Genomic DNA, 21,917 nt, shown 5'->3' on the forward strand with positions numbered 1-21,917 from the left:
TAGTCGTTATATGTAATAATCTTAGCAATTAATGTTGGTACCAAACAACAAAAAGGAATGCCTACTTCGGTATGCAGGAATTCCTTTTCATTCCACCGTTATAACCCTGTTCCGGCGCTAAGCCCATCCACTTCCACTGAAGCAGGTTTTCGCATTTTTTGAAAAACAACAAGTTCATAAGCATCAATAGATGTGTACTCGCCAATAATCTCCTGCTGTTCTGTTCTGTTGGATGTATGATTAGTTACGGCTATATTCCATTTTCCTGATGAAGGGAGATGGAGATCAAATTTATGATTGGATGGATTAATATAGATTGAAAAATCATTCTTATCACCTAATAGGGTAAATCCAAAAACGGGTTGTGGTGTTTCCATCACATGGAATCTTCGTCGGATTTCCTGCTTGGATGTCATTCGAAATACATCATACTTTTTTCGTAAAGCGATGAGTGCTTTAACGAAAGAGATGTTTTCTTTTTCTTGTTCTCTTTTATTCCAATCAAGTTGGTTAATGGAATCCCCGGAAATATAGCTATTTTCGTCACCTTGCTTACTTCGGAACCATTCCTGTCCAGCGTGGATAAATGGTACACCTTGGCTCAATAGAACGATTCCAGTAGCTAATTGGTGCATTTTCTTTCGAGTCTGTTCATCTGCCTGGCTATTTGTCAGTTGCAACCGATCCCATAATGTGTGGTTATCATGACATTCAACGAAATTTACCGTCTGATTTACATCTGATACAAAGGGATCACCATATTCTTCTAATGAAGATCCTGACATTAGGTGAGGTATTCTCTCCAGAAAGCGGCCTCCTCCGTTAATATAACCAGTATCCTGTTGGTTAAATAGGTTTCCTTTCAATGAATCTCGGAATTGGTCATTGAAAAAGCGAATTCCCTCTAATTTTTTGGAATTAAAACTTGTGGCTTTCTTATCAGACGGGAGTGCTGTTGGTAATTCCCATCCTTCTCCAAGCAACATGATTGGAATATCTTCTGCATTGCAACGATTCTGAATTAGTTTCATAGTCTCAGTATCAATAGCACCCATAAGGTCAAAACGGAAGCCATCCACATGGTATTCATGAAGCATAAAATCAATCGTATCAAGGATAAATTTTTGAGCCATCATTCTTTCTGTTGCGACGTCATTTCCAACTCCTGTTCCATTACTCAATATGCCATTTGGCTGATAGCGAAAGTAATAACCAGGAACGAGTTTCTCAAAAGGTGATTCATCCATAATAAATACATGATTAAACACAACATCAAGAATCACCGAAATTCCTTCCTGATGAAAAGCTTGAATCATTGCTTTGAGTTCATTAATCCTTGCGAGCGGCCTATCGGGTAATACCGAATAACTTCCCTCTGGTACTTGGAAATATAAAGGGTCATATCCCCAATTATACTGTTTATCGGGATGTCGTTCATCTACACGTGCATAGTCATTAACCGGTAATAGTTGGACATGTGTACAGCCAAGTTCTTTTATATACGAAAGGCCGGTCGAAAATCCGTTTGAAGTGGTCGTTCCTGTTTCAGACAAACCTAAGAATTTACCACGATTCATTACACCGCTTTCTTGGTGGATAGTGGCATCTCTTACATGAAGTTCATAGATCACGGCATCCTGCAAATTTCTTACGGCGGGACGATTCTGTTCATTATCCATTTGATCTAATATTGAAAAGTTGACGATAATTCCTTTTTCACTATTCGCAAGCATTGCCTTTGAATATGGGTCATTTACTCGTTGTGTCACCCCATTCATCGTAACTTCATATTCATATGGAAATCCGTGCCAGTCTCCATTAATTTCAGTTGTCCATACGCCTTTTTTATTTCTGTTCAGTCCATATCTTTTATCTTCCAATACTAATGTTAACGCAGTTGCTGTGGGAGACCAAACAGAGAATGTCGTAGCATCATCTTTGCAGATGGCTCCGAGCTCCGTTTCAGTTACAGAAAAATGTGTATCAAACCATTTTGTACGTACAATTGCACGGGGATATACAGGTAATTTCATCTCTCCCCATAGAAGTGTAAGTTCTTCACCAATGGGAAGTTCTTCTTTGTTAGCAAGTTGAACTGTCGAATCATCTATTCTTTCTAGGAATGATATTGAAAACTCTTGATGCTCCTTTTCCCAAAATAGAACAGGTTCTTCCTGATGGAAATCCGGTAATTTATTTATAGGATCAATGATGACTGTCAGTAAATGAACGTCATCCATCCAAACTATATTCTTTTTCACAATGACAATTCCTCCTCCACTGGCGGTTAACTCCTACAGTATATGTTATACCCTTATTTTCGGGAATTTACAAAATTGTTTTTCTAAATAATTCTTAACTAAATTTACAAAAAATAAACATAACAATAGGATAAATCAGGGTTGTTCTATAAAATTCGGCAAATTTCGACCTTTTGCATAGGTAATTGTCGAAGGAATTTTCTGAAAACTGGGTTGAATTCTAATACTTTTATATCTATAATAAACTATATTCTTTAATACGTTATTGATTGTCTATCAGCGTAACTCGTTTGGTAGGAAGGGGCTGCAATTTATTGAAATATAATATTTCTGAAGAAGATATATATTTATTCCACCAAGGTACGAATTATCACAGTTACAAGATTTTAGGCTGCCATATCGTGGAATGGCAAGGTGAAAAGGGACATAGATTTGCTGTTTGGGCACCACATGCACAGGAAGTACATATTGTTGGGAGCTTTAATGACTGGAATGCTCAAGTACATCCATTAGAGAAGATAACTAAGGAAGGGATATGGGCTGGGTTTTTCACGGATATTCCGGATGGTTCTATTTATAAATATGAAATTAAAACGTCGGGAGATCAAGTGTTGTTAAAAGCTGATCCATATGCAATTCAATCAGAGCTCAGGCCAAGAACTGCATCCATGGTTCCGGCAGGTGAAGCCAATTATGAATGGAGAGACGAGAAATGGCAGAGAGAGAAGAGTACCTTCGATCCATATACATCTCCTATTTCCATATATGAAGTCCATCTTGGTTCATGGAAAACTAAGGAATCAGGTGATTTTTATTCTTATGTAGAGCTTGCAGAGGAATTGGTTCCATATGTGAAGTCTCTTGGGTATACCCATATCGAACTAATGCCTTTAGCTGAGCATCCATTTGATCTTTCCTGGGGTTATCAGATAACGGGCTATTATTCTGTCACCACACGTTATGGTTCTCGTGATGAATTTAAGTATTTTGTGGATGAATGTCATCAAAATAATATAGGGATTATCATGGACTGGGTTCCAGGTCATTTCTGTAAGGATGATTTTGCACTTCAGAAATTTGATGGGGAAGCTTTGTATGAATATAAAGACCCTCTAAAAGCAGAGAAAAGGACCTGGGGGACATTGGCATTTGATTTCGGTCGGCCAGAGGTTCAGAGTTTCTTAGTTTCCAATGCATTATTTTGGTTGCAAGAATATCATATTGACGGTATTCGCGTGGATGCAGTCGCGAGTATGATGTATTTAAATTTTGATAGACCTGACGGTGAACAGAAACTATTTAATTCCCTAGGCGGAGAAGAGAATCTGGAAGCATTTGCATTTATTAGGAAATTAAATGAAGTCGTCTTTTCATATGAACCAAATACGCTAATGATGGCTGAAGATAGCTCGGATTTGCCGCTTGTTACAGCTCCAACATATTCTGGTGGACTTGGATTCAATTTTAAGTGGAACATGGGTTGGATGAATGACATGCTTAAATATATGGAGGAAGATTCTGTAAATCGTAAGTGGCATCATAATTTGCTTACCTTTTCGTTTATGTATATTAACTCTGAGAACTTTCTATTACCACTATCCCATGATGAGGTTGTACATGGTAAAAAGTCTTTATTAGATAAGATGCCAGGAGATCAATGGCAGCAGTTTGCCAATCTCAGGCTTTTATATGGTTATATGTTTACACACCCAGGAAAGAAGCTCTTATTTATGGGTGGGGAACTTGGACAATACGCAGAGTGGAAGGACAAAGAACAATTGGACTGGCATTTGCTGGAATATCCACTCCACCAAGGTATTTACAACTATACAGCGAAACTCAATCAATTTTACGTTAATAACGCTGAGCTTTTCGAATTAGATCATGATCCAAATGGGTTTGAATGGATTGATCCCCACAACATTGATCAAAGTGTTATTGCTTTTAGAAGAAGGCGTAAAGAACAAGATAAGGAATTGATTATCGTTTGTAATTTCACTCCCAATACCCATTTTAATTACAAAGTTGGGGTTCCATTTGCGGGAACATATAAAGAAATATTTAATTCTGACCTGGAAGAGTTTGGAGGTTCTGGACAAATGAATGGTTCCGAACATTTTAGTTTTCCAGAGAAGTGGCATGGGCTAAAACAGCATATAAAAATAAAAGTACCGCCGTTAGCTATCACGGTATTCAAACTTAATCAACTGGATAGGAGGGTTCATAAATGAAAGAATGCGTTGGTATGTTATTGGCAGGAGGAGAAGGTAAGCGTTTGGGTGCTTTAACTCATAAAGGTGCTAAACCGGCAGTGCCATTTGGTGGTAAATATCGGATTATAGACTATACATTAAGCAATTGTACGAATTCCGGCATTCAAACACTTGGAGTATTAACACAATATTCTCCCCTAGAACTGAATAGGCATATTGGAAATGGAAAGCCGTGGGATATGGATAAAAAGAGTGGAGGGGTAACTGTTCTGTCCCCATATACAGGTAAGACAGGTGGTGACTGGTATTCCGGCACTGCAGACGCTATCTATCAAAACATTCATTTTGTTGACCAATTTAATCCGGAATATGTGCTCGTTATTTCAGGTGATCATATTTATCAGATGGACTATCAGAAAATGTTGAACCAGCATAAGGAATCGGAAGCAGATGCAACAATCTCTGTTATTGAAGTCCCATGGGAAGACGCTTCTAGATTCGGTATATTGAATGTTTCCGAAAATGACCGTATTTATGAATTTGAGGAAAAACCTAAAATGCCACAAAGTAACCTAGCGTCCATGGGTATTTATATTTTCACATGGGAGAAACTCAAAGCTTATCTTTTGGAAGATGCGTGTAATAAGATGTCCAGTCATGATTTTGGGAAAGATATCATCCCGATGATGCTTCAGGATAATCATAAAATGTTTGCCTACCGTTTTAATGGCTACTGGAAAGATGTAGGAACTGTTAAAAGTTACTGGGAAGCAAATATGGATTTAATACAGGAGAAATCTGGAATCACTTCAAATGATAAGAATTGGAAAACGTATACGAAAGATTCAAATCTCCCACCACATTATATAAGTCAACATGCTTCTGTAAACAACTCTTTAATAAATTCAGGATGTTTTATATCTGGGCAGATCAATAATTCCGTGATATTTAGAAATGTGAGAGTGGAACAGGAAAGTGTCGTTAACCAATCCATTATTCATCCGCAAGTAAGCATTGGTTCAAACTGTATGTTGGAGAGGGTAATTGTAATGGAAAATACGGTAATACCAGATGGAACCATTCTTCAGATAGGCGAAGATGAGGATCCACTTGTTATTAATAATGAAATTTTAGGTGGAATGCTTACACCAACAGGGAGTGGGAAGTAATGGAAAAGATGATGGGACTTATCAATTTGGATCATGAACACCATGTGTTTAATGAGCTTGCATATTTCAGGAATAATGCTTCATTGCCATTTGCGGGACGATATCGATTGATCGATTTCGCCCTGTCAAATATGGTTAATTCAAATATACAAGAAGTTGCCGTTTTTGTGAGACATAAATATCGTTCATTATTGGATCATATTGGAACGGGTGAAAATTGGGAGCTGGATCGGAGAAATGGTGGTATGTTTATTCTTCCACCAGATTGGAATGACCCTTCTGACAGGTCGAAGGGGGACCTCCGATTTTTCCATAATAATCGTGATTACTTCCATCGCAGTAAATCACAATATGTTTTGGTAAGTGGCAGTCAATTTATCTCAAACGCAGACTATAAGGAAGCATTTGAATATCATCTGGAAAGGAATGCAGATGTTACGTTGATTAGTGCAGACGTAGAAGATGTTCAACCAGAGCACTATCCATATTTTCGGGTAGAAGCGGATGATTCGGGATGGGTGAATAACATAACGAATGATCAAAAAAATTCAGAGCTATTTACTGGTGTCTATATTATCAATAAAGATCTCTTAATGGATTTGGTTGATGAGTGTATTGCCTATAATAAAGACAATTTTTTTGTGTATGGGATAAAGGAAAAACTTTCTGATTTAAAAATACAAAAGTATGATCATAAAGGTTATAGTGCCTTTGTTAATACAATTGAGAGCTTTTACAAGCAAAATATGAAACTTCTAGAGGAAGAAAACTATCGGGATTTATTTTTCAATAAAAACTTAGTTCGTACAAAAAACTCCAGTAATCCACCAGTGAAATATTGTGAGCATGCAGTGGTTAACCATTCGTTAGTTGCAAATGGTTGTGTCATTGATGGGAATGTGGAAGGAAGTATCCTTTTTCGTGGGGTTAATATTAAGCCGGGAGCAACGGTTAAAAATTCCATTATCATGCAGCGATGTACGATTGAAGAGGGAGTATATTTGGAAAATGTGATCCTGGATAAGGATGTACATGTATCAAAGGATCAAAAAATAATTGGTTCAAAAGAAAAACCGTATGTTGTCGCAAAAAGGCAAGTCATTTAGGTTTAATTATTTTAGGAAGGAGAGACAGGATGAATAATATATTATTTGTCGCCTCTGAATGTGCACCATTTATCAAAACAGGGGGACTTGCAGATGTCGTTGGCTCGCTCCCACAGGCGCTAAAGCAATATGAAAAGCAAGATGTGCGTGTGATTTTGCCATTATACGATGAAATGGATGAAGAGTGGAAGAATCAACTGGAGTATCTCTGTTCCTTTGATGTACAACTTGGCTGGCGCACCCAAGAAGCGCATCTATTTACATTGACATATAATCAAATTATTTATTATTTCATCTCCAATGATTATTACTTTACGAGAAAAGGCATTTACGGTTACTACGATGATGGAGAGAGGTTTGTTTTCTTTAGTCATGCTGTTATTGAAGCGCTAAAACATATCAACTATAAGCCGCAAATTCTTCATGGGCATGACTGGCAGACAGGAATTGCGATTGCCCTGGCAAATATCCTGCAGCCGATTGAAAATATGAAGACAGTCTTTACGATTCATAATATTAAATATCAAGGTGTGATGCCGCTTGATATCTATGAGGATTTCTTCCAGATTGGCAGGGAACATATAAGTGGGATGGAATGGGATGGAATGCTTAATTGCCTGAAGAGTGCATTATTCCATGCGGATAAAATAACAACCGTCAGTCCAAGCTATGCAGAAGAGATAAAGGACCCATATTATAGTGAAGGGCTGCATCCCGTGTTGCATGAAAGATCAGGTGATGTGATCGGAGTTATAAATGGGATTGATACCCGAGAATATAATCCTTCCACAGATCCATCTCTTTTTGTGAATTATCGTTCTGCACGGTCAAAGAAAAGAGAAAATAGGATCCATTTACAGCGGCAAATTGGACTTCCATTTAAAGAGGATAGTCCATTGTATATCATCGTTACAAGACTTGTAGAACAGAAGGGCCTGCATCTTGTTCAGCATATTTTAGAGGAATTTTTAGAGCAAGATATTCAATTTATCGTATTAGGGACTGGTGAGGCAGAGTTTGAAGGTTACTTTGCGGACATTGCCTACCGATATCCAGAGAAAGCTTCTGCACTATTAACTTTCGATGAAGATTTAGCGCGGCAATTGTATGCAAGTGCAGATTTCTTCCTGATGCCATCCAAATTTGAACCTTGTGGATTATCACAGCTTATCTCACTGCAATATAAAACAGTTCCTATTGTTCGGGAAACAGGTGGTTTGAAAGATACAATTTCTCCTTACAATGAGTTAACCGGTGAAGGGAATGGGTTCAGTTTTACAAATTACAATGCTCATGATCTTTTAAATGTATTACATTATTCTTTAGAGGTATATCATAATACTCCAGCCTGGAACTATTTATTGAAGAATGTAGGTAAAAGCCAGTTCAGCTGGAAGGAGTCTGCACATCAATATGTAACAATTTATGAAAGCCAATCACCGGAATTAGTTTATGGGTAAAGGAGAGGTTTTTTCTTGACGCAGTTCACGGCCAACAAATTGAAAAAGACAATAGTAAAGAAGTTGATTGCCGACAAGGGAATAGAAATTAAGGATGCAACGTCCAAAGATATCTATTATGTTCTTTCTTCCATCGTGAATGTGGAGGTGGAACAACAGTGGTTCCATACAAGAAAGAAATACAATGACGAAAAATCTAAAGAAGTCTATTACCTGTCCATGGAGTTTTTAATTGGGAGACTACTGGAAAGTAACTTGTTAAACTGTGGAATGCTAGATGAAACGAAAGAGGCATTAGGACAGATTGGTTTTGATTATGAGGAGGTCTTCGCCGAGGAGCATGATGCTGCCCTTGGTAATGGGGGGCTTGGTCGGCTAGCAGCGTGTTTTCTCGATTCATTGGCATCGTTAAACTACCCGGGTCATGGTTTTGGTATCCGATATCGATATGGGCTGTTTGAACAGCGAATCATACATGGTAATCAGGTGGAATTGCCTGACTATTGGCTGACAGATCCATACCCATGGGAAAATCGAAAAGAGGAAGAAGCGGTAGTTATTCAATTCCATGGTGATGTACATATGCTGAAGCGTAATGATGGCACACTTGAATTTGAATACAAAAATACAGATAAAGTAATGGCTGTCCCATATGACATTCCAGTTGTAGGTTATGAAAATGAGACGGTTAATACATTACGATTATGGAGTGCAGAGTCCATTTTTCATAACAACGATATATTGGAGGAAAACAAGCAGTTTTATCGTGATCTTGATCACCAGCATTCTATTGAGCAGATTTCAGGATTCCTATATCCAGATGACTCCAGCTATGAGGGGAAGGAACTTCGCTTAAAGCAACAATACTTTCTTGTATCTGCAAGTATTCAAAACATTCTCAAGCATTTTAAGTTAAAACATCAAATGTCTTTAAGCAGGTTAGCTGAAAAAGTGGTCATACAGATTAACGATACACACCCAAGCTTGGCAATCCCTGAAATGATGCGAATATTAATGGATGAGGAAGGTTTTAGTTGGGAAAAGGCTTGGAAAGTGACGACAAATGTCTTTGCCTATACAAACCATACGACATTATCGGAGGCCCTGGAGACATGGCCAACGGAAATGATGCAGAACCTTCTGCCGAGAATATATATGATAATCAATGAAATTAATGAACGGTTTTGTAAAGGAATATGGTTTGACCACGAAGATTTGAGAGAGCAAATACCGGAACTTGCCATTATTGCACATGATCGTGTCCATATGGCGAGGCTCGCAATTGTCGGTAGTTTTAGTGTAAATGGCGTTGCAAGAATCCATACGGAAATTTTAAAGAAAAAGGAAATGAAGACCTTCTACACCCTATTTCCTGAAAAATTCAATAATAAGACAAATGGGATTACACATCGACGTTGGTTATTGAAGACTAATCCTAAAATGGCAGATTTAATTACAGATGTAATTGGACCACAGTGGATTAAACGACCAAAACAACTCATCAGCCTATTAAAATACTCCAATGACAGTGCTTTATTGGAAAAGTTTGATCAAGTCAAACATGACAATAAAAAAGTACTGGCTAATTATATTCATCAGCACTTAGGGATTACTGTCGATGAAAGATCAATATTCGACGTCCAAATCAAAAGGCTTCATGAATATAAGCGACAGCTTCTAAATATATTCCATATTATTTATCTTTATAATGAGTTAAAAGAAAATCCGAATCAAGATATGACACCACGAACGTTTATATTTGGAGCTAAGGCTGCACCAAGTTATCATATGGCAAAAGAAGTAATTAAATTAATTAATACGGTGGCTTCTATTGTGAATTACGATCCAGATGTTAAGGACAGACTGAAAGTTATATTTATGGAGAATTATAATGTAAGTCTTGCAGAAAAGATTATTCCAGCGGTAGATATTAGTGAACAGATTTCTACGGCAAGTAAAGAAGCATCCGGAACAGGTAATATGAAAATGATGATGAACGGTGCGTTAACCCTTGGTACGATGGATGGTGCCAATATTGAAATACATGATTTGGTTGGTGACCAGAATATGTTTATCTTCGGGTTGAGTGCAGATGAAGTATTGGAATATTATCAGAACGGTGGTTATCATGCAAGAGGAATTTATAATACGGATGATCGGGTGAAACGAATTTTGGATCAACTAAATCAGGGTGAATTTGGTGTCCATAATATAGAGTTCAAAGATATCTATTATAATATCCTGTATCATAATGATCCCTATTTCGTACTTAAAGATTTTGAATCCTATTTGGAAGCCCATGAGCTAGCAGAACGCGCCTATCGTGACCGGTTGACATGGTTGAATATGAGTGTAACGAATATTGCTTATTCAGGGAAGTTTTCCAGTGATCGGACGATTCAAGAGTATGCAACAGATATATGGAAGATTAAGCAGTTATAAGAAAAAAGGTGTCCACTATATGGGCACCTTTTTCATCTCAAGTCCTTTTAAGTTGCAAATATATTTAATCTTTCAATCCTCGAGATGGCTTCGATGATACGTTCCTCATCGACAAGTAATCCGACTCGTACATAGCCTTCACCATTGACTCCAAATCCATTTCCAGCAGCGACAGCGACATCGGCATTTGCCAACAGAAAATCAGAGAACTCTTCGCTTTTAAAGCCTTCTGGAACAGGAAGCCATGCAAAGAATGACCCTTTTGGTGCGGTTACTTTCCAGCCGATCCGGTTGCATTCTGCTATTAACGTATTGCGTCTGTCTTCATATAGGGAAACTAATTCATCCACACATGCTTGACTTTCCGTTAATGCGGTTGCGGATGCAGATTGTACCGCAGGGAATAGGCTCACAAATAAATGATCCTGCAGCAGATTGATTGCTTCAATCATCTTTGCATTACCCACTGCAAAGCCAACACGCCAACCTGCCATATTATAGGTTTTTGATAGGGTATACAATTCAATTCCAGCTTCTTTGGCCCCCTCTGCCTGCATAAAACTAACAGGTTTCTGACCATCAAAACCGATGGCGCCATACGCAAAGTCATGAACAATTCCGATTTTCTTATCCAATCCTAATTGAACCGTCTTCTCAAAAAAGTCGAGTGTTGCTGTGGCACCAGTTGGGTTATTCGGATAGTTCAAATACATTAGCTTTGCCTTTTCTTTCTGTTTATCGGTTAGTTCCTTAAAGTCAGGAAGAAATCCATTTTTGCTATGTAAAGGCATGGTGTCATAAGTAATGTTTGCCATACCGACACCAGATAAATAATCAGGATAACCAGGGTCGGGAAGCAAAAGCAGATCACCTTCGTTCATTAAAGCCATTGGTAATTCAACCAAGCCGATTTTGGCCCCAAATAACACAGCGATCTCTGAAGCGGGGTCGAGATCTACATTGTATTCCCGTTTATAAAAATCTGCTGCAGCTTGTTTGAATTCATCGGTTCCTCTAAACGGTGAATATTTATGTGTATCCGGGTTTTCAACCGCTTTTTGTAATGCTTGGACAATATGTTTAGGAGTAGGTTGATCAGGGTTCCCTTGACCAAAATTAATTACATCTCTTCCTTCAGAAACTGCTACAGCGACTTTTTTTACCAAGGTAGCAAAGAATTGTGAAGGTAGACTTTTTAACCGATTAGACATCTCCATATAGAACACCTCACTTACAATTAGTTATTAATATACTAAATATTATATCCTTTTATAACTTATGTCTATAGTAGAGGTTGTTCAAAAAGTCCGGTGAAAATGACGCTTCGAACTTCTCGGTCCTTTTTATCCTCCTTTTTGAACACACACTAGTAAAACCTGTTTATCAATCCAATTCCAATCTGAATTATTTGTTTAATTTTTACGAAAATTGTCAAAAAAAATTGCTGCGATATATTGCATTTTGTTTAAAAAGATAGTATGATAACTTCATCGAAACATTTCACAATTATCATCAAATGTTCGGAAAATTTAATTATATCTAGTTTACAACTAAGGGGGAACATCATATGAAGGACAAGCTATCTTTTTCTTCTTATCTAGCAATTGGGTTTATGTTATTTGCATTATTCTTTGGAGCGGGCAACTTAATTTTCCCGGCTCAATTAGGTCAGTACGCAGGAACTAACTTATGGCCAGCAGCAGTTGGATTTTTAATTACGGGTGTAGGACTTCCATTACTAGGAATATTGGCAATGGGCTTCTCTGGCAGCCGAAACTTGCAGGATTTGGCAAGCAGGGTGCATCCGGTTTATGGAATCTTTTTCACTGCATTGCTTTATTTAACTATTGGGCCATTCTTCGCTGCTCCAAGGACTGGAACAGTAGCCTTTGAAGTAGGAATAGCTCCATTTGTGAGTGAAGGATCACAACAAACTGTATTGCTTATTTTTACAATTATCTTTTTTGCCATTGCACTTATATTCTCGTTATATCCAGCAAAAATTGTTGATAACGTAGGTAAATTATTGGCACCTTTTCTTGTAGTATTGCTTGCAATTCTCTTGCTTATTGCTTTATTTAATCCAATGAGTGCAATTCCGTCACCACAAGAAGCCTATCAAAGTGGAGCATTTATGGGTGGATTTCTAGAAGGTTATAATACGATGGATGCATTGGCTTCTCTAGTATTCGGTATTATTGTTATAAATGTTATCCGGTCAATGGGGGTTACTTCTAATGGAGAAATCCTTAGGGCAACAGCCAAGTCAGGAATTATTGCAATTTTACTTCTTGGAATAATTTATGTTGGTATTGCTTACCTAGGAGCAACAAGTACGGGTGTTCTTGGTTTGTTTGATACAGGCGGTCCAGTACTCAGTGGTGCAGCATCCTACTACTTTGGAACGTTTGGAGCCATCATGATGGCTATTGTGATAATCTTGGCTTGTTTAACAACAGCAATCGGGTTAATTACAGCAAATGCTGAATATTTCCATACACTGCTTCCGAAAATCAGCTATAAAGTGTTAGTTGTGTTTTTCTCTACATTAACTTTTGTAATTGCAAACTTTGGATTGGCTAATATTATTACTTTTTCGATACCGGTATTAATGTTCCTCTACCCATTAGCAATCGTACTCATGTTGCTTACATTCATTTCTCCATTGTTTAACCATAAGAGATTTGTTTATGTAGCAACAACTGGAGTTACATTCTTGATTAGTATTTTTGATGGTTTGAAAGCATTATGTGATTCACTTGGTATAGATTACTTTAGTTGGATGGTTCCAGTAATATCCTTCTATGAACGAGTTCTTCCATTCTATAATGAAGGTCTTGGCTGGCTGTTACCGGCATTGATTGTAATCTTAATTACAGGATTAGCCTCAAAATTCCAGAAAGTAAGTACTGCCCAGGAAGTATAAAAAGTATAAGAACGAAAAAAACCTGTTCCTCATACAGAGGGGAACAGGTTTTTTTGTATTGGTTTCAGAACTTCGTAATGTTATGCAGCCAGTTTTCTTTCATGATGGATGAGAGAGTTGATAAATCACCCTTTTTCATCAGTTCGATAATTTCCCAGTGTTCGTCAACCGACTTTTCAGTTAGAACAATGGAGTTATGGTAAAATTGCCTTCTTACATGTGCCTGCAAAGATTCTATTATACTATTTATGTATTGATTATTTGCTGTGGCAACTATTATTTTATGAAATTGTTCATCAATTTTTAAAGCAGAATAATAATTTTCTGATTGGATGGCATCGGCAAACCGTTCATTTGTTTGCTTTAGTTGTTTCAAAGTCTCTTCATTTAATTTAGTAATGGCTAATTCTGCTGATAATGATTGTAATGCTGCTAGTGGAGGGAGGAGATCTTTAATAGCTTCTTTCTCTACTTCTGTTACTTGTGTAGCTTTACCTGGGTACATTTTTACAAACCCTTGAGATTCTAGTAATTGCAAGGATTCACGAATAGGTGTTCTGCTGACGCCTAAAGCACTAGCAAGCTCAGTATCATTTAATTTCTCCCCTGGAAGTAGCGTTCCATCAATAATCCACTCCTGAATCTGGTTATAGGCGTTTTCCTTTGCTGATAAGCGAATTGGTTTTGAATGATCAACTGGTATTGGCAAACTATTCCACACCTTCCCTAAAAAATTATAAAACTATTTATTAAAAGTATACATGAAATTGCTTACAATTGGAATATGCAATATATTGCAGTGGGGATTACTTTGGATATATCATAAAAATCTGGAGAGTTTGAGATGTTATTATGAAACGTGTCGGTTAATGGAAAAGGCTCTTTGGTTAATGTATTTGAGAAAACTGCGAACTAGGATAAGCAACTTCGGCGATTGCTCTGGAAAATACACTTCGCGCATCCTAAGGTGGCTGGTGAGCCTCCCGCAGCGAACCCGGACGGCAGCAACAACACCTATCTTTGGAAAACAGCCAGCAGTTACTTGATAGTTTATAGACTTTGCGGCAAAAATAACAATGTTTTTCGATTTGGCGAGTAGTGCGGAGTCCCAATTTATTTGGGGATGAGTAACTGCAGTTCAATCTTCAAAAAAGTCATGAAAAAAAGATATACCGATGAGAAATCCGGAATATCTTTTAATTACACTATCTACATTGTAATATCCTTTATAAAGTCTGCCCAATCTTCAATCCTTGGAATGTTTTGTAAGTGACGATTATAAGCTTGATCTTTCACATATAATTTGGTTGAGTCAGCAAGAAGCGTTTGAAGAACAGCGGGTTTATCATCCACATAGTAATCGAGTTTCAGCTTCTGTATGGTATATATCTTTTCTTCGTCCTTCATACCGTAGAAAAAGTGACTATCCTGTACAGGGAATCCTTGTTTTTTTAACCATTCTTTTGATCTTTCTCCATGTTCTTTTGGACGGGCTGTAATGTAGTAAATCTTATGGCCCTCTTTTTCAAGTGCTTGTAATGTTTCAACAGCATTAGGAAATGGGGGACAGGTTGTATAATAGATTTCCTCCAGGGAGCTGTTCCACATTTCATACCCTTGCTCATCTGACATCCCAAAGACTTCATGTATCTCGACCCGATTGATGTTGTTAAAAACATCCATTCCAATTGTTTTCTTTAATTTTTTATTATAAATATGAAATGCATGTTCTCTTAGATTAATTAGTGTATCATCAATATCAAATCCAAATTTCATAAATTATCCCTCAAGTATCGTATTAATTATGATAGATTGGATACCCGACAAATTTGAAGTCTGGTCCAATCCGGCTTATATCTGTATTTTCTAAATCAATAGCATCTTTCATCAGGTTAATACCTGTCCCTTCGAAAAAGGTAGGAGCGTCTTTCCCGCCGATTAACTTTGGTGCAAAGTACAGGACGACTTTGTTAATCAATTTATTTTCGAGGAACGAAGCATTAATATTGCCACCACCTTCAATTAACAAGGAGGAAATACCTTTTTCACCTAACTGTTTGACCACATCAACTGGATCTGTATGTAGGGTACCACTTGTTTCCAGCACATTTATGTTCTGGGCTTCCAGCGCTTCTTTTTTTTCTTTATCATAATCTTTGCTAGTGAAGATGATTGTTTCTGCTTGGTTATCCGTAATCACTTGTGAATCTAAAGGTATTCTTAACTTTGAGTCCATAATGATGCGGATCGGATTCCGGCCATTCGGAATTCTCGTCGTTAATGCTGGGTCATCTTTTAATACCGTATTCAATCCAACTAGAATGGCCATATTCTCATTTCTTAGTTGATGGACATCATGTCTTGCTTTCTCTGATGTAATCCACTTGCTGTTCGATGAATGTGATGCAACTTTCCCATCCAATGTTACTCCGGATTTTAACGTTATAAATGGTTTCTTTTCTAAAATAAACGTATTAAAGACTTCATTCATCTTAATGGATTCATTTTCTAATACACCTGTAATAACTTCTATGCCGGCATCTTTAAGGATTTTCACACCATTTCCGGCCACGATAGGATTCGGATCAAGTGTGGCAATGACTACCTTTTTAATCCCTGCCTTAACAATTGCTTCAGCGCATGGTCCAGTTCTGCCATGATGGGAGCATGGTTCAAGTGTGACATAAATGGTTGCTCCCTTTGTCTGTTCACCTGCCATCTGCAATGCATGTATTTCTGCATGTGCTTGTCCTGCTTTTAGGTGTGCACCAACACCAACAATTCGATTGTCATTTACAATGACAGATCCAACGAGTGGGTTTGGATCTGTTTGACCTTTCATAGCTTGGGCGTTTTTTAATGCGAGGTCCATATAGAATTCATCGTTAGTCATTGGAGCAAGTCCTTTCTTCACTAAGATGCCCTGATTTTGCGACCTTTGTTTGCAAGTATTTTTGATTGTATTCGGAAACATCCCCCCATAATGGTGTTCTACCGGAGACGAGCATCCCTGAGTTTACCAATGCTTCCAGTTTTTTTGGATTATTCGTAATCAGTGTCACTGGTTTGGTGCGCAAAGACTTCAAGACTTTGATTGCATCATCATAATTTCTTGAATCATTGACAAAACCAAGACTTTCATTTGCTTCTACGGTATCGTAACCATTTTCTTGAAGTACATATGCCATTGCCTTACTGAAAAGTCCGATCCCTCTACCTTCGTGATTTGCCAAGTAAAAGAGTGCGCCAGTACCATGTTCTTTAATCTTCTTCATGGACTCCTTTAATTGGAAACCACAGTCACAGCGTTTACTGCCGAAAATATCTCCAGTATGGCAGATGGAATGCATACGGATTAGTGCATCATCCGCATTTTCGAAATCTCCATAGACAAGAACACTTGATTGTTGAAACTCAGCCAGGTTGGAAGAAGATAACTTCTCGATTATATTTTCGTAATCCTCGGTTACTTCATCGTAATTCAACCAACAATACCACTTGAAAATGGTTGTTTCTCCATATAAATTAACAGGCAGTTGGATTGGTCCAACCAAATATATAGCACGATCATCTGATCTTATTAATCGGATTTTGTCTTTTAAGACAGAAAAAACTTTTGATTCAAGCTTCATTTGTACCATTGTAAAAACTCCCTTCTCTTTCACCTTAGTATAGTTAAAAATTACATTATCATCAATTTTATTTTCTCGGATTAAGTAAATTGCCTATAAATTTAAAGAATTCGTGTTTTATGTTGTATCATTATGCTTCATTTCGTTGATTTGTGTAGGCTGCAAGAAGCAATTAATAAGGTTAATCTTAATATTAATAGAACTTTTTCCTGAATGTATACGTATAATAATAAGAAGATAAATTAGAGGATGATCATGATGACAAATAACTATGAAATGAAAGCCTATCAAGAAGTACAGGCATGGAGAATAAAAGTAATGAAACGTTCTGGAATGGCAAACCGGTTTACAAAAAAGGCACAAAATAAGATCAATAGCTGGATTCCAGAACAGGTACATAAAATAGTGACGGATAGCATTAAAAATATGGTTAAAGCAACTTTGGCCGGGTCAAATATGATGACGAAGAAACTAATCTCAACTGACATGATTTTAGAAGAAAGGGACAAGTTGCTTGAAGAAAAACATACTTCCTACCGAAAAACAGCCGTTATTGAAGGTGCTGGAACTGGTGCAGGTGGCTTATTACTTGGAGCCGCTGATTTTCCTCTGTTGTTATCAATTAAAATTAAATTTTTATTTGAAGCTGCTGCTATTTATGGGTTTGACACGAGCAAATATGATGAGCGATTATTCTTGCTCTATGTATTTCAATTGGCTTTTTCCAGTGAAGAAAAACGGAGAGAGACATTATTTATTATTGAAAACTGGGATGAGCAAAAGGAAAAACTCGTTGATATGGACTGGCGTGTTTTTCAGCAGGAATACCGGGATCACATTGATTTGATAAAAATATTTCAACTGATACCAGGATTTGGAGCTATTGTTGGGGCATATGCAAACCATAATCTAATGGACCGACTTGCGGAGACAGCGCTGAATGTGTATCGGATGCGGATTTTAGATGAACGCCCAAGGAACGATTAACAGGCAGAAGTCAGGCAACATTCGACTTCTGCCTGTTAATTTATGTCATTACCCACTATCCCATAGAAGAAAAGCTTTGTAAGATCTTAGGTTAGTGGAAGCAATGCCTGGCCGACATCTTTTTTTTGCATATATTCCTTAAACATTTGCATATAAACTAAAATCGCTTCATTCGATATCTTTGGGTCAATATATCCTTGATCCTTTCCATCATTAAAAAACTTAATTAATCGGGGAAGTGCCTCGGTTGTATAGAGTTCATCGACATAACTTTTTCCTGTTGAATAGTCCTTCATAAAATCTTGAAAGAACTTTTCTCCCATTTCACCGGCAATATCGCTTTTATCAAATGTGATGTGTTTTATTTTCTCCATAAATGGAAGCTCACTATCCAATAATGCTTTCTGTTCCTCCCAAATCTTATCCATATAGAATTTTAAAACGATTTGAACTAAATTATCTTTGCTTTCAAAGTAGTTATAAATCGTTACTTGCGAAACATTCGCCTTCTTAGCTATTTCAGCGACAGAAACCTTTCGGACACCGTATTCCATAAATAAAGCCAATGCTGCTTCAGTAATACTTTAACTTCAGGAACTGCTTGATTTTCCGGAATGGTTGATTAACTTATCTATTTTTGAACATATTCCACAAATACCGGCAGAAGAGATGAATATCATGTCGATAATTATTTTAATTATCATTGCCTTAGTTATTGCGTTTATAGGTTTTATTGGATATAACAGACGAGATATTCATGGATGACCTGAGCAGGTATGGGTTTCTAGTTAATAATTGAACTGATAAGACCACCCACGTCCTGTAGGCAACGTAGAAGTCAGCACTTCCTATGCAAGCCTGCTACTCACGTATTAATTGCATACGTTCCGTTGCCGGGAGCTACGCCGCCTCGAACTTAGCCGACCTCGGTCCTTTTTATCCTCCTTTTTGAACCCCTACTAAAACAAATATATAATATAGTACCTTGCAATGAATAATACTGTATGGTATATTTTTTTCATAGGTACTATACAATATATAGTAGTGGAAAAGAATGAGGTGCAACTATAGCATGAATGTACAATTTAAAAAAGGTGTATTGGAACTATGTGTTCTCGTATTACTTGATAAACAAGATCGTTATGGGTATGAACTTGTACAAAAAATTTCTGATCAGATTGATATCTCGGAAGGGTCTGTGTATCCACTATTAAGGCGCTTAACTAAAGAAGGATATTTTACAACCTATTTAAAAGAGTCTACAGAAGGACCACCAAGGAAGTATTATAGGTTAACGGATGGTGGAAGAATCTATCTTCATGAACTGCTTCAAGAATGGAAGGAATTCACGAATGGTGTCAATCAATTAATAAAAGAAGGTGTTAATGATGACTAAAGATCAATTTTTAACAAAATTAGAAGCCTCTTTAAAGAGACTTCCATCTGATGAACGGCAAGATATTGTACAGGATTTTGAAGAGCATTTTACGATTGGATTAGCAGAAGGGAAGACCGAGGAAGAAATTTCAGTTTCACTTGGTTCGCCACAGCAAATTGCGAAGGATTTAGTAGCAACCTACCATGTGGAGAGAGTAGAAGCGACTGCATCGACAGCAAATATATTTCGTGCGGTTTGGGCTGTGATTGGGTTAGGTTTTTTCAATCTGGTGATTGTATTGGGACCATTTATTGCGCTAGTAGCACTGATTATTGCTGGCTGGATAGTAGCGGGCGCTTTTATTGTTTCGCCATTACTTGTCATTCTAAACACTGTTATGTATCCGGAAATATTCCAGTTCTTTGATTTATTTTTCTCGATTGGACTGACGGGTCTTGGGCTATTTATTGCCATCGGAATGTATTTTGCTACTCGCGCCGTAACAAGTGGGTTTATCCGTTATTTGAAATTTAATGTGCGCGTTGTTAAAGGAGGTATGAAAGATGCTTAATGTTAAGAAAATAGCTGTTATTGCGTTAGTCTTACTCTTAGTTGGTGTAATCGGAAGTATCTTCACAGTAAAATCGGTAGTGGGATCTGATGTCAAACTAGAAACAATTGAAATAAATGATAAAGCTTTTAACCAGATTGCTATTAAGACGAATAATGCGACGGTAGAGCTTTTACCAACAGACGATGAAACGACAACTGTTGAATTTACTGGAAACAGAAAAAACGATCAAAAATATGATGTAAAAGCAGATGTAGATGGGAATGTTCTCTCCATTACAGTGAAGGAAAAATGGCTCAAATTTTTTAATTTCGACTTTTCATTTTCATCTCCAACATTGACTGTTTATGTTCCAGAGAAGGAGTATGAGACAATTCAAATCGATACAGATAACGGGCGTGCCTATGCGAATGGGTTAGAAGTAAATGAAATAAATGTAACCACGAACAATGGGCGAATTGAATTGAAAGATATTAAGAGTACGGTGGTTACTAGCGAAGCGGATAACGGAGAAATCCGGTTAGAAAATGTTGACGGTAAGCTTAACGGAAGAACGAACAACGGGAAAATTACACTCATTACGGAGCATTTAGACCATCCAATTGAATTTAGAACAAGCAATGGCCGTATTCATATTCAAACAGAAAATGAACCGACAAATGCACTTTTTGATGTAAAGGTCGATAATGGAAAAGTTAGGATCTTTGGTGATTCGAATTGGGACACAGTTATCGGTGATGGAGATAATTTTATTAAGTTAACAACTAATAATGGTGGTATTACCGTGGAATAATAGATCATATACGACCACTCTTAAATTAGACTTCAGTCTGGTTTAAGGGTGTTTTTTAAATTTATAGCCAACCATTAATTAAAAGTCAATAGTTGGCTCTACAATCTACTTTCTCACATAATTTGTATAAATAATACACACCCCGAAGCTGCTCCTTAATAAGATAATCCATATACATAAGTGAATCTCTTGCTATTTTTCTTGCTTGGACAAGGTTATTTTGGTCAATTTCATCTACAATCCCTCGAACAATATCCAGCGAGTATACTGCTGCTCGGATGGTTCGAATAATTAATAATCTGCGTATATCTGGACGACTGTATTTTCTGTACCCATTTTCTAGATCACGTTCTGGGATAATTAGACCTTCCTTCTCCCAATGCCTTAGTGTTGAACCGGGTACATCTATCTCTTCTGCAACCTCTCCAATCGTATACCATTCCTTACTATGTCTAGTAGTAAAGCTTTCAAGCTCTTCCAGTTCCAGCGCTTGGAGGGCTTGTTCTGCGCGAAGTTTTTCATTATGAAGGTTTGCTTGGGATTCATTAACAAGCCATAGTGCCTCGGTTATCTTATTTTCTTGTATAAGAGGCATGGTTTTCTTTACAAGATCCATACCAAAACCCTTATACATCGCACGAATACATTCAAAGTAGGCAAGATGCTCTTCTGTATAAAGTCGATAGCCATTTGGTGTGCGGTTAACTTTCGGGACAATCCCCCATGACTCATAATGTCTTAATGCACTCGTACTAATATTTAACTTCCTTGCAATATCAATCGGTTTAATCAACGATGGTTTTCCCCCTTGCTTAATCTTAAACATTAAATCAATATGACGGATAATTGTCAACAGACACCATTGTTTAGTGGAAAATATAATCTAAACATTATCATTTGCATGAATGTCGTACAATGAAGTGGTAAGTGATTAATAATGGTGGAAGGTGAGAATACTTAGAATTGACTATAGGGTCAT

The 21,917-nt window shown here is 37.3% G+C and carries 19 protein-coding genes; 11 read left to right on the plus strand and 8 right to left on the minus strand.

All coding sequences use genetic code 11. From position 1 onward, the window contains the following. Positions 1–98: 98 nt before the first annotated feature. The gene (gene pulA / locus BV906_RS14500; protein ID WP_087974355.1) at positions 99–2,261 is read right to left on the minus strand and encodes a type I pullulanase; all 2,163 of its coding nucleotides are present in this window, start codon (positions 2,259–2,261) and stop codon (positions 99–101) included. 314 nt (positions 2,262–2,575) lie between these two features. On the opposite strand from pulA, the gene glgB reads away from it, so the two are divergent. The 5 genes from glgB to BV906_RS14525 are packed head-to-tail and all read left to right on the plus strand — an operon-like array spanning position 2,576 to position 10,651. Continuing rightward, the gene (gene glgB / locus BV906_RS14505; RefSeq protein ID WP_087974356.1) at positions 2,576–4,492 is read left to right on the plus strand and encodes a 1,4-alpha-glucan branching protein GlgB; all 1,917 of its coding nucleotides are present in this window, start codon (positions 2,576–2,578) and stop codon (positions 4,490–4,492) included. Further along, on the plus strand, positions 4,489–5,643 hold the full coding sequence (locus BV906_RS14510; protein WP_087974357.1) for a glucose-1-phosphate adenylyltransferase: 1,155 nt from the start codon (positions 4,489–4,491) through the stop codon (positions 5,641–5,643). Before glgB ends, BV906_RS14510 begins: the two co-directional genes overlap by 4 nt. Next, the gene (gene glgD / locus BV906_RS14515; protein WP_087974358.1) at positions 5,643–6,749 is read left to right on the plus strand and encodes a glucose-1-phosphate adenylyltransferase subunit GlgD; all 1,107 of its coding nucleotides are present in this window, start codon (positions 5,643–5,645) and stop codon (positions 6,747–6,749) included. The genes BV906_RS14510 and glgD overlap by 1 nt, the downstream gene beginning before the upstream one ends. A 29-nt stretch (positions 6,750–6,778) precedes the next feature. Then, positions 6,779–8,209, plus strand: coding sequence for a glycogen synthase GlgA (glgA, locus tag BV906_RS14520; protein ID WP_087974359.1), 1,431 nt, complete (start codon positions 6,779–6,781; stop codon positions 8,207–8,209). Between the two features lie 15 nt (positions 8,210–8,224). After that, entirely contained in the window at positions 8,225–10,651 is a 2,427-nt protein-coding gene (locus tag BV906_RS14525) for a glycogen/starch/alpha-glucan phosphorylase (RefSeq protein WP_087974360.1), read from the plus strand. Positions 10,652–10,698: 47 nt separating this feature from the next. Here the strand turns inward: BV906_RS14525 and BV906_RS14530 are convergent, their stop codons facing one another. Further along, the gene (locus BV906_RS14530) at positions 10,699–11,868 is read right to left on the minus strand and encodes a pyridoxal phosphate-dependent aminotransferase (protein WP_087974361.1); all 1,170 of its coding nucleotides are present in this window, start codon (positions 11,866–11,868) and stop codon (positions 10,699–10,701) included. Between the two features lie 350 nt (positions 11,869–12,218). Between BV906_RS14530 and brnQ the strand changes: the two genes are divergently transcribed. Beyond that, positions 12,219–13,577 carry a branched-chain amino acid transport system II carrier protein gene (gene brnQ, locus BV906_RS14535; RefSeq protein WP_087974362.1) on the plus strand — a complete coding sequence of 453 codons (1,359 nt, stop codon included), beginning with the start codon at positions 12,219–12,221 and terminating at the stop codon, positions 13,575–13,577. 64 nt (positions 13,578–13,641) lie between these two features. Here brnQ and BV906_RS14540 read toward each other — a convergent pair whose 3' ends face one another. The 4 genes from BV906_RS14540 to BV906_RS14555 all read right to left on the minus strand — a co-directional run bounded on the left by BV906_RS14540 (position 13,642) and on the right by BV906_RS14555 (position 17,218). Then, on the minus strand, positions 13,642–14,286 hold the full coding sequence (locus BV906_RS14540; RefSeq protein ID WP_087974363.1) for a GntR family transcriptional regulator: 645 nt from the start codon (positions 14,284–14,286) through the stop codon (positions 13,642–13,644). Positions 14,287–14,786: 500 nt separating this feature from the next. Continuing rightward, positions 14,787–15,353, minus strand: coding sequence for a 5' nucleotidase, NT5C type (locus BV906_RS14545; protein ID WP_087974364.1), 567 nt, complete (start codon positions 15,351–15,353; stop codon positions 14,787–14,789). 22 nt (positions 15,354–15,375) lie between these two features. Next, positions 15,376–16,470, minus strand: coding sequence for a bifunctional diaminohydroxyphosphoribosylaminopyrimidine deaminase/5-amino-6-(5-phosphoribosylamino)uracil reductase RibD (gene ribD, locus BV906_RS14550; protein ID WP_087974365.1), 1,095 nt, complete (start codon positions 16,468–16,470; stop codon positions 15,376–15,378). Further along, positions 16,463–17,218 (minus strand): GTP cyclohydrolase II, encoded by a 756-nt coding sequence (locus BV906_RS14555; RefSeq protein ID WP_087974366.1) that lies wholly within the window; start codon positions 17,216–17,218, stop codon positions 16,463–16,465. Before BV906_RS14555 ends, ribD begins: the two co-directional genes overlap by 8 nt. A gap of 249 nt (positions 17,219–17,467) precedes the next feature. Here BV906_RS14555 and BV906_RS14560 point away from each other — a divergent pair, with 249 nt between their 5' ends. Continuing rightward, a complete protein-coding gene (locus BV906_RS14560) occupies positions 17,468–18,196 on the plus strand; it encodes an EcsC family protein (RefSeq protein WP_087974367.1) in 729 nt (242 codons plus the stop codon). Positions 18,197–18,282: 86 nt separating this feature from the next. On the opposite strand, the gene BV906_RS14565 is transcribed toward BV906_RS14560, so the two are convergent. Further along, the gene (locus BV906_RS14565; RefSeq protein WP_281254148.1) at positions 18,283–18,777 is read right to left on the minus strand and encodes a TetR/AcrR family transcriptional regulator; all 495 of its coding nucleotides are present in this window, start codon (positions 18,775–18,777) and stop codon (positions 18,283–18,285) included. A 37-nt stretch (positions 18,778–18,814) separates the two neighbouring features. On the opposite strand from BV906_RS14565, the gene BV906_RS19550 reads away from it, so the two are divergent. The 4 genes from BV906_RS19550 (at position 18,815) to BV906_RS14580 (ending at position 20,938) form a co-directional block, all read left to right on the plus strand. Beyond that, positions 18,815–18,961, plus strand: a complete 147-nt coding sequence (locus tag BV906_RS19550) for a hypothetical protein (RefSeq protein ID WP_176330367.1) — start codon at positions 18,815–18,817, stop codon at positions 18,959–18,961. Between the two features lie 307 nt (positions 18,962–19,268). Then, positions 19,269–19,592, plus strand: a complete 324-nt coding sequence (locus BV906_RS14570; protein WP_087974368.1) for a PadR family transcriptional regulator — start codon at positions 19,269–19,271, stop codon at positions 19,590–19,592. Further along, positions 19,585–20,145: an HAAS signaling domain-containing protein gene (locus BV906_RS14575; RefSeq protein WP_087974369.1), complete on the plus strand. Its 561-nt coding sequence runs from the start codon at positions 19,585–19,587 to the stop codon at positions 20,143–20,145. Before BV906_RS14570 ends, BV906_RS14575 begins: the two co-directional genes overlap by 8 nt. Further along, complete coding sequence (locus BV906_RS14580; RefSeq protein ID WP_087974370.1) at positions 20,138–20,938, plus strand: DUF4097 family beta strand repeat-containing protein; 801 nt, start codon at positions 20,138–20,140, stop codon at positions 20,936–20,938. Before BV906_RS14575 ends, BV906_RS14580 begins: the two co-directional genes overlap by 8 nt. An 85-nt stretch (positions 20,939–21,023) precedes the next feature. Here BV906_RS14580 and BV906_RS14585 read toward each other — a convergent pair whose 3' ends face one another. Next, positions 21,024–21,731 (minus strand): MerR family transcriptional regulator, encoded by a 708-nt coding sequence (locus BV906_RS14585; RefSeq protein ID WP_245844166.1) that lies wholly within the window; start codon positions 21,729–21,731, stop codon positions 21,024–21,026. Positions 21,732–21,917: the final 186 nt, after the last annotated feature.

This window comes from Oceanobacillus rekensis, assembly GCF_002153375.1.
GTDB lineage: Bacteria > Bacillota > Bacilli > Bacillales > Amphibacillaceae > Oceanobacillus > Oceanobacillus rekensis.